Genomic DNA, 8,784 nt, shown 5'->3' with positions numbered 1-8,784 from the left:
GGCGGGCGCCGCGCTCCGGAGACCTCGCCTTTCCCTCGTCGCGGAACGGCGGATAATCAGGTATTCCGGTGCACAGCGGACCTGTCATCCGGAGTCGTCGATGCCCTTGCTGCTCACCCGCCGCGCCTTCACCCTCGCCGCCGCCCTCGCACCCGCCCTTGCGACCCGCGGCTTTGCCGAGGAGGCCGCGCCGGCCGGGCCGCCCGCCACGGCGCCGGCGGCCGGCAGCCCCGCCTTCCATCACGGACTGTCCCTGATGGGCCAGCCGAAATACCCGGCGGGATTTGCCTATTTCGATTATGTGAACCCCGCAGCCCCCAAGGGCGGGCCGCTGCGGCTCGCCGAGGACGGCGGCTTTGATTCGCTCAATTTCGTCATCCCCCGCGGCAGCCTCGCCAGCGGGCTGAGCCTCATCTACGACACGCTGATGGTGCCTGCCTTTGACGAGGTGGCGAGCGAATACGGCCTGATCGCCGAGGGCGTGAGCTACCCCGCCGATTTTTCCTCCGTCACCTACCGCCTGCGCGCGGGCGCCAAGTGGCACGACGGCACGCCCATCACGCCCGACGACGTGGTGTGGTCGTTCGAGGCGCTGGTGGCCAACAATCCCAACCAGAAGTTCTATTATTCCCACGTGGTGAAAGCGCAGCAGACCGGCGCGCGCGAGGTCACTTTCACCTTCGATCAGGCCGGCAACCGCGAATTGCCGCAGATCGTCGGGCAGTTCATGGTGCTGCCGAAGCACTGGTGGACCGGCGTCGGCGCCGACGGCAAGCCGCGCGACATCACCCAGGGCACGCTGGAACCGCCGCTGGGCTCGGGCGCCTATCGCATCAAGAGCGTCACCCCCGGCCGCACCATCGTCTACGAGCGGGTGGCGGACTATTGGGGCAAGGACCTCAATGTCAATGTGGGCAAGGACAATTTCAGCGAGATCCGTTACGAGTATTTCCGTGACGACACGGTGATGCTGGAGGCCTTCAAGGCCGACCAGTACGATTTCCGCATCGAAAGCTCCGCCAAGAACTGGGCCACGGCCTATGACTTCCCCGCCCGCCGGGATGGGCGAGTGATCCTCGAAATGTTCGAGAACCGCGCCTCGGGGGTCATGCAGGCCTTCATTCCCAACCTGCGGCGGGCGAAGTTCCAGGACCGGCGGGTGCGCCGCGCCCTCAACTATGCCCTCGACTTCGAAGGCATGAACCACGCCCTGTTCTTCGATCAATACAAGCGCATCTCGTCCTATTTCTCCGGCACCGAACTCGCCTCCTCCGGCCTGCCGCAGGGGCGCGAGCTTGAGATCCTCAACCCGCTGAAGGGCAAGGTTCCGCAGGAGGTGTTCACCGCCGCCTACGCCAACCCCGTCAGCGGCGACGAGAACGCCCGGCGCGCCAACCTGCGCGACGCAACGCAATTGCTCAAGGCCGCCGGCTACGAGGTGAAGAACCGCAAGCTGGTGGACGCCAAGGGCGAGCCCTTCACCATCGAAATCCTGATCGCGAGCCCCGCGTTCGAGCGGGTGGCCGTGTTCTACAAGCCGGCGCTGGAGCGGCTCGGCATCTCCGTCAGCATCCGCCTCGTGGATTCCTCCCAATACATCAACCGGGTGCGGGCGCGGGACTTCGACATGATCGTCTCCGGCTGGGGCCAGTCCCTGTCGCCGGGCAACGAGCAGCGCGACTATTTCGGCTCCGACGCCGCCAGCCGCGAAGGCTCGCGCAATTATGGCGGCATCACCGATCCGGCGGTGGATGTGCTCATCGACAAGGTGATCTACGCCACCGACCGCGCCGACCTCGTGGCCGCCACCCATGCCCTCGACCGGGTGCTGCTGTGGAACGAATATGTCATCCCGGCCTGGACCTTGAACTACACCCGCACCGCCCGCTGGGACCGCTTCTCCCATCCGGCGAACCTGCCGGCCTATTCCTTCGCCTTCCCCGACATCTGGTGGTTCGATGCGGAAAAGGCGGCCAAGATCGGTTCCATCAAGTGACGGGCGCCACGACATGAACCTCACCCGCCGTTCCCTGCTGCGCATCGGCGTCGGTCTCGGGGCCGGTGCGCTCGGCCCGCGCCTCGCCCTTGCCGAAGTCCCCGCGGCCGAAGGCCCCGCGCCAGCGGCGCCGAGCCAGGCGCGGCATGGCCTCTCCTTCTTCGGCGACCTCAAATACCCCGCCGACTTCACCCATTTCGACTATGTGAACCCGGAGGCGCCGAAGGGCGGCCCGTTTTCCCAGATGGGCCGCGCCACCTTCTACAATCAGTCGCTGAGCACCTTCGACACGCTGAACCCCTACAACCAGCGCGGCAACGGCGCCCAGGGCATCGAGCTCATCTACGATACGCTGATGACCGCCGCCGGCGACGAGAAGAGCGCCATGTATCCGCGCCTCGCCACCGCGGTCGAGATCGCGGACGAGGGGCTCACCTATCGCTTTCCCCTGAACCCCGCCGCCCGCTTCCACGACGGCACGGCGCTGACCGCCGCCGACGTGGTGGCCAGCTTCGCGGCGCTCAAGGCGGACGGCTACGAGACCATCCGCATGGCCCTGCGCGACCTCATCGCGGTGGAGCCGGATGGCGACCAAGCCGTGGTGATGCGGTTCAAGCCGGGGCGGGCGCGGGACGTGCCGTTGACCGCCGCCGGCATGCCCATTTTCTCCAAGGCCCATCTGGCACACCACCCGTTCAACCAATCGTCCCTGGAACTGCCTTTGGGATCGGGTCCCTACAAGGTGGGGCGTTTCGAGCAGGGCCGGTTCATCGAATACGACCGGGTCAAGGACTATTGGGGCGCGCGCCTGCCGGCCCTGACCGGCCGTTTCAACTTCGACACCGTGCGCTACGAATATTTCCGCGACCGCATCGCCGGCTTCGAGGGCTTCAAGGCCAAGGCCTATCTATTCCGCGAGGAGTTCACCGCCCGCGAATGGGCCACCCAATACGACTTCCCCGCCGTCCGCGACGGCCGGGTGAAGCTGGAGACGCTCCCCGATGAGAGCTTTTCCGGCGTGCAGGGGTGGTTTTTCAACACCCGGCGCCCGCAATTCTTCGACCGCCGCGTGCGCGAGGCCATCGGCCTCCTGTTCGACTTCGACTGGACGCGGCGGAACCTCATGTATGACGCCTACCACCGCACCGTGTCCTTCTTCCAGAACTCGGACATGATGGCCCAGGGCCTGCCCTCCCCCGCCGAGTTGAAGCTGCTCGACCCGTTCCGGGCGCAACTGCCCGAGGAGGTGTTCGGCGAACCCTATGCGCCGCCGGCATCCGACGGCTCGGGGGAAGACCGGGCCTTGCGTCTCAAGGCGGTGGCGCTCCTGAAGGATGCCGGCTACCTCATCCGGCAAGGCAAGCTCGTCAACGCCAAGGGCGAGCCCTTTACCATGGAGTTCCTGGACGACGACGGCGCCATGGAGCGCCACCACGCCCGCTTCATCGGCCATCTGAAGAAGGTGGGCATCGATGCCACCTTCCGCATCGTCGATCCAGCCCAGTTCCAGGCGCGGTTGCAGGCGTTCGATTTCGACGTGGTGGTGCGGCGCTACAGCTTCGCGCCCTATCCGGGCGACGAGCTGCGGGCCTATTTCTCCACCGAGGCGGCGCGCACGCCGGGCTCCTACAATGTGGCGGGCATCGCCGATCCGGTGGTGGATGCGCTCATCGCCCAGGCCCTGGCGGCGGGAAATGCCGACGCGCTCGTCACCTGCTGCCGCGCCCTCGACCGCGTGCTCAGGGCCGGGCATTATTGGATCCCCCAATGGTATTCGGGCGAAAACCGCATCGCGTATTGGGACGTGTTCGGCCGACCGGACGTGAAGCCCCGCTACGAGCTGGGGGTGCTCGACACCTGGTGGAGCACGGCGCCTGGGGCCGCCAAGCCCGGCTGATCCGCCATCTTCCCGCGAACCGGTATCCAATCCGCCGAAAAACCCTTTAGTCTGCACCGCGAGAGCAATTTCAGCAAAAGTGTGCCGCAGTTTTGCGTCTGAAATTGCGATAAAATAAGAAGCTCTAGGTCCAGAACGGGAGACGCGATGCTCGCCTACATCATCCGCCGCATTGCCCTCATGGTGCCCACCATGCTCGGCATCATGCTGGTGTCGTTCGTGGTCATTCAATTCGCGCCGGGCGGACCGGTAGAGCGGGTGATCGCCCAGCTCACCGGCGACGATGTCTCGGCCACCTCCCGCGTCTCCGGCGGCGGGGGTGACTTCTCCGGCGCCGCCGCGGCAGCCCAGGCGGCGGGGGCCGCCGATGCCGTCTCCGCCAAATACCGCGGCGCCCAGGGGCTCGATCCGGCCTTCATCGCGCAGCTCGAGAAGCAGTTCGGCTTCGACAAGCCGCCCCATGAGCGCTTTTTCAAGATGATCGGTGATTACGCGACCTTCAATTTCGGCCGCTCCTATTTCCGTGACGTCACCGTGCTGGAGCTGATCGGCGAGAAGCTTCCGGTCTCCATTTCTCTTGGTCTGTGGATGACGTTATTGACTTACGCCATCTCCATTCCGCTCGGCATCGCCAAGGCCATGCGTGACGGCTCGCGCTTCGACATGTGGACCTCGGCAATCGTCATCGTCGGCTATGCCATCCCCTCGTTCCTGTTCGCCATATTGCTCATCATCCTGTTCGCGGGCGGATCGTTCCTGGACCTGTTTCCGCTGCGGGGTCTCATCTCCGAGAATTTCTGGCAGATGAGCTGGCCCGAGCGCATCGCGGATTATGCGTGGCATCTGGTGCTGCCGCTCACGTCCATGGTGCTCGGGGCGTTCGCCACCATGACGCTGCTCACCAAGAACTCGTTCCTGGAAGAGATCCGCAAGCAATATGTCACCACCGCCCGCATGAAGGGCCTCTCTGAGCGGAGCGTGCTCTATGGGCATGTGTTCCGCAACGCCATGCTGATCGTCATCGCCGGCTTTCCCGGCGCCTTCATCTCCGCCTTCTTCACCGGATCGCTGCTGATCGAGACCATCTTCTCGCTCGACGGGCTCGGTCTTCTGTCGTTCGAAAGCGTGCTGAACCGGGATTATCCGGTGGTGTTCGCCACGCTTTACATCTTCTCTTTGGCGGGGCTCATCGTCGGCCTCATCTCGGACCTCACCTACATGCTGGTCGATCCGCGCATCGACTTCGACACGCGGGAGGTCTGAGCATGGAGAGCGTGCCCCTGCTCCAGCCGGGCGAGCCCACCGACCTGCCCGCCGCCCGCGACCTGCCCCATGGCAAGCTCCAGCCTCCGGGAGAAAACCGGCCGAAGGGGCGCTTCGCGCTGTCGCCCCTGAACCGGCGGCGCCTCGCCAATTTCCGTGGCAACGGGCGGGGCTACTGGTCGTTCATCCTGTTCTCGGTGCTGTTCGTGCTGTCGCTCGGCGCCGAGTTCATCGCCAACGACAAGCCGATCCTGGTCGCCTATGACGGGCATTATTACGTGCCGGTCTTCCGCGCCTATCCGGAAACCACCTTCGGCGGTGATTTCGAGACCGACGCGGACTATCGCGACCCCTACCTGCAAAAGCTGATCGCGGAAAAGGACGGCTGGATCGTGTGGCCGCCCATCCGCTACTCCTATTCCACCCACAACCTCGACCTGCCGACGCCGGCCCCCTCCCCGCCCACCTGGATGCTCACCGAAGACCAGTGCAAGACGGTGGCGCAGAAGAAGGGCGTTGCCGGTTGCGCCGGGCTCGAATGGAACTGGCTCGGCACCGACGACCAGGGCCGCGACGTGTTCGCCCGGCTCATCTACGGCTTCCGCATCTCGGTGCTGTTCGGCCTCACGCTGACCATCGTGTCCTCCGTGGTGGGGGTCGCGGCGGGGGCGGTGCAGGGCTATTTCGGCGGCTGGGTGGACCTCTTGTTCCAGCGCTTCATCGAAATCTGGACCGCCATCCCCGCGCTCTACCTGCTGCTCATCATCTCCTCGGTGCTGGTGCCCGGCTTCTGGGTGCTGCTCGGCATCCTGCTGCTGTTCTCCTGGGTGTCGCTGGTGGGTCTGGTGCGCGCCGAATTCCTGCGCGCGCGCAATTTCGAATATGTGCAGGCGGCCCGCGCCCTCGGCGTAGGTAATTTCACCCTCATGGCACGGCACATCCTGCCCAATGCCATGGTGGCGACACTGACCATGCTGCCCTTCATCCTCTCCTCTTCGGTGATGACGCTGACCGCGCTGGACTTCCTGGGCTTCGGCCTGCCGCCCGGCTCGCCGTCGCTCGGCGAACTGCTGTCCCAGGGCAAGAACAACATCCAGGCACCCTGGCTGGGGCTCACCGGCTTCTTCACCGTGGCGGTGATGCTGAGCCTGCTCATCTTCGTCGGCGAGGCGGTGCGCGACGCATTCGACCCGCGCAAGACCTTCGCGTGAGAGGGGAAAAGAGATGACAGCCCCGCTCCTGTCCGTCCGCGACCTGTCCGTCGCCTTCCGCCGCGACGGCGACGAGGCGCTGGCGGTGAAACATGTCTCGTTCGACATCACCAAGGGCGAGACGCTCGCCTTGGTGGGCGAATCCGGCTCCGGCAAGTCGGTCACAGCCTTGTCGATCCTCAAGCTGCTCAACTATCCGGCCGCGCGCCACCCCAGCGGCGAGATCCTGTTCCAGGGGCGCGACCTGCTCGCGGTCTCCGAGCGGGAGCTGCGCGGGGTGCGCGGCAACAAGATCACCATGGTGTTCCAGGAGCCCATGAGCTCCTTGAACCCGCTGCACACCATCGAGCGGCAGGTGGGCGAGATGCTCATCCTGCACCGGGGGCTCGGCGCGGCCGCCGCCCGCGCCCGCACCCTGGAGCTTTTGACCGAGGTCGGCATCCCCGATCCCGCGGCGCGCCTGTCCGCCTATCCGCACCAGCTCTCGGGCGGGCAGCGCCAGCGGGTGATGATCGCCATGGCGCTGGCCAACGAGCCGGACCTGTTGATCGCGGACGAGCCCACCACCGCGCTCGACGTGACCGTGCAGGCGCAGATCCTGAAGCTCTTGAAGGAGCTTCAGGGACGGCTCGGCATGGCCATGCTGTTCATCACCCACGACCTCAACATCGTGCGCAAGATCGCCGACCGCGTGTGCGTGATGCAGAAGGGCGAGATCGTGGAGCAGGGCGGCGCCGAGGAGACCTTCCGTCACCCACGCCACCCCTACACCCAGGCCCTCTTGAAGGCCGAGCCGAAGCCCGACCCCGCGCCAACCGCGGACGACGCGCCGGTGGTGATGGAGACCACGGACCTCAAGGTCCATTTCCCCATCAAGCGCGGCCTGTTCCGCAAGACGGTGGGCTATGTGAAAGCGGTGGACGGCGTCACCCTGTCCATCCGCCAGGGCGAGACGCTCGGGGTGGTCGGGGAGTCGGGCTCCGGCAAGACCACCCTCGGGCTCGCGCTGCTGCGCCTGATCTCCTCCGCCGGGCCGGTGACGTTCCTGGGGCGGCGGGTGGATGGGCTCGGCTTCAAGGCCCTGCGGCCCCTGCGATCGCAGATGCAGATCGTGTTCCAGGATCCGTTCGGCTCACTCTCCCCGCGCATGTCGGTGGGCGAGATCGTGGAGGAAGGCCTGCTGGTGCACCAGCGCCGGCTGTCGGCCACCGCGCGGCGGGCGCGTGTCATCGCCGCCCGGGCGGACGCGGAACTCGATCCCGAGGTGAGCGAGATCGTGGAGGAAGGCCGGCTGGAACACCAGGGCCGGCTGTCGGCCGCCGCGCGCGAGGCCCGCGTCATCGCCGCCCTGGCCGACGTGGGGCTCGATCCCGAGACGCGCCACCGCTACCCGCACGAGTTTTCCGGCGGACAGCGCCAGCGCATCTCCATCGCCCGCGCCATGGCGCTGGAGCCCTCCTTCGTGGTGCTGGACGAGCCCACGAGCGCGCTCGACATGATCGTTCAGGCGCAGATCGTGGAGCTGCTGCGCGCCCTCCAGAAGAAGCGCAACATCACCTTCATGTTCATCTCCCATGACCTGCGCGTGGTGTCGGCGCTGGCCAGCCGCATCCTCGTCATGCGCAACGGAAAAATGGTGGAGGAAGGCCCGGCGCGCGACGTGTTCGAGCGCCCGCGCGAGGATTATACCCGCGCCCTGTTCGCCGCCGCCTTCGCGTTGGAGACCGCCGGCGCCGATGTGGTGAAGCAATGACCGGAAACGCCCCCCTGCCCGCTCCCCCCGTCCCCGGCGACGGCCCCGCCGACGTGGAGGTGGAGGGCCCGACCCTGATCGGCGCGGGCTATCGCCCCTATGAGCGCTATGCGGTGCACCTCGCCGATGGCGCCGGGCAGATGATCCGCCAGAGCCGGGACATCCTGCGGGGCGGGCGGGTGGTGGGCGTGCTCGCCTATGACGCAGGACGCGATCAGGTGGTGCTGGTGCGCCAATTCCGGCTGCCGGCCTATCTCGCCCTCGGCCGCGCGCGGAGCGAGCTCATGGAGATCGTCGCCGGCGGGGTGGAGCCCGACGAAGCGGAGGAAGAGGCCGCGCGCCGCGAATGCCTTGAGGAGATCGGCCTTGTGCCCGGCCGCATGGTGCCGTTCATGACGCTGCTGCCGACCCCCGGCATCACCGACGAACAGGCCACCTTGTTCCTCGCGCAGGTGGATGCCGGCGGGCTGCCGGAACGGGCGGGCTTGGCCGAGGAAGACGAGGTCATCCGGCCGCTGGCGCTCGGCGTGGACGACGCCCTCGCCATGCTGGCGGCCGGCCGCTGCGCCAACGGCTACCTCATCATCGCCCTGCAGTGGCTGGCGCTGAACCGGCCCCGCCTGTCCGAGCTTCTGGCCGGTTGACGGCGCGCGCCCGTCAGCCG

Annotated in this window: 6 protein-coding genes; all 6 read left to right on the top strand. The window is 66.7% G+C overall.

Annotated elements, in window-relative coordinates; translation table 11 throughout:
* Positions 1–100 precede the first annotated feature (100 nt).
* Positions 101–1,996 carry an extracellular solute-binding protein gene (locus HUW53_RS20415; RefSeq protein WP_237347597.1) on the top strand — a complete coding sequence of 632 codons (1,896 nt, stop codon included), beginning with the start codon at positions 101–103 and terminating at the stop codon, positions 1,994–1,996.
* Between the two features lie 13 nt (positions 1,997–2,009).
* The gene (locus HUW53_RS20410) at positions 2,010–3,893 is read left to right on the top strand and encodes an extracellular solute-binding protein (protein WP_237347596.1); all 1,884 of its coding nucleotides are present in this window, start codon (positions 2,010–2,012) and stop codon (positions 3,891–3,893) included.
* Positions 3,894–4,040: 147 nt separating this feature from the next.
* On the top strand, positions 4,041–5,156 hold the full coding sequence (locus HUW53_RS20405) for a microcin C ABC transporter permease YejB (protein WP_237347595.1): 1,116 nt from the start codon (positions 4,041–4,043) through the stop codon (positions 5,154–5,156).
* Between the two features lie 2 nt (positions 5,157–5,158).
* A complete protein-coding gene (locus tag HUW53_RS20400) occupies positions 5,159–6,367 on the top strand; it encodes an ABC transporter permease (RefSeq protein WP_237347594.1) in 1,209 nt (402 codons plus the stop codon).
* 13 nt (positions 6,368–6,380) lie between these two features.
* A complete protein-coding gene (locus tag HUW53_RS20395) occupies positions 6,381–8,120 on the top strand; it encodes an ABC transporter ATP-binding protein (protein ID WP_237347593.1) in 1,740 nt (579 codons plus the stop codon).
* Positions 8,117–8,764, top strand: coding sequence for an NUDIX domain-containing protein (locus tag HUW53_RS20390; protein ID WP_237347592.1), 648 nt, complete (start codon positions 8,117–8,119; stop codon positions 8,762–8,764). Before HUW53_RS20395 ends, HUW53_RS20390 begins: the two co-directional genes overlap by 4 nt.
* Positions 8,765–8,784 lie beyond the last annotated feature (20 nt).

This window comes from Xanthobacter agilis (assembly GCF_021730435.1).
Lineage (GTDB): Bacteria > Pseudomonadota > Alphaproteobacteria > Rhizobiales > Xanthobacteraceae > Xanthobacter > Xanthobacter agilis.
The sequence above is the reverse complement of the archived record's forward strand: the minus strand, read 5'-3'. Positions and strand labels throughout refer to the sequence as shown.

Excerpts from the sequence above, each read along its gene's own strand:
- HUW53_RS20415 (WP_237347597.1), top strand. The coding sequence starts at position 101 with ATGCCCTTGCTGCTCACCCGCCGCGCCTTCACCCTCGCCGCCGCCCTC.
- HUW53_RS20410 (WP_237347596.1), top strand. The coding sequence starts at position 2,010 with ATGAACCTCACCCGCCGTTCCCTGCTGCGCATCGGCGTCGGTCTCGGG.
- HUW53_RS20405 (WP_237347595.1), top strand. The coding sequence starts at position 4,041 with ATGCTCGCCTACATCATCCGCCGCATTGCCCTCATGGTGCCCACCATG.
- HUW53_RS20400 (WP_237347594.1), top strand. The coding sequence starts at position 5,159 with ATGGAGAGCGTGCCCCTGCTCCAGCCGGGCGAGCCCACCGACCTGCCC.
- HUW53_RS20395 (WP_237347593.1), top strand. The coding sequence starts at position 6,381 with ATGACAGCCCCGCTCCTGTCCGTCCGCGACCTGTCCGTCGCCTTCCGC.
- HUW53_RS20390 (WP_237347592.1), top strand. The coding sequence starts at position 8,117 with ATGACCGGAAACGCCCCCCTGCCCGCTCCCCCCGTCCCCGGCGACGGC.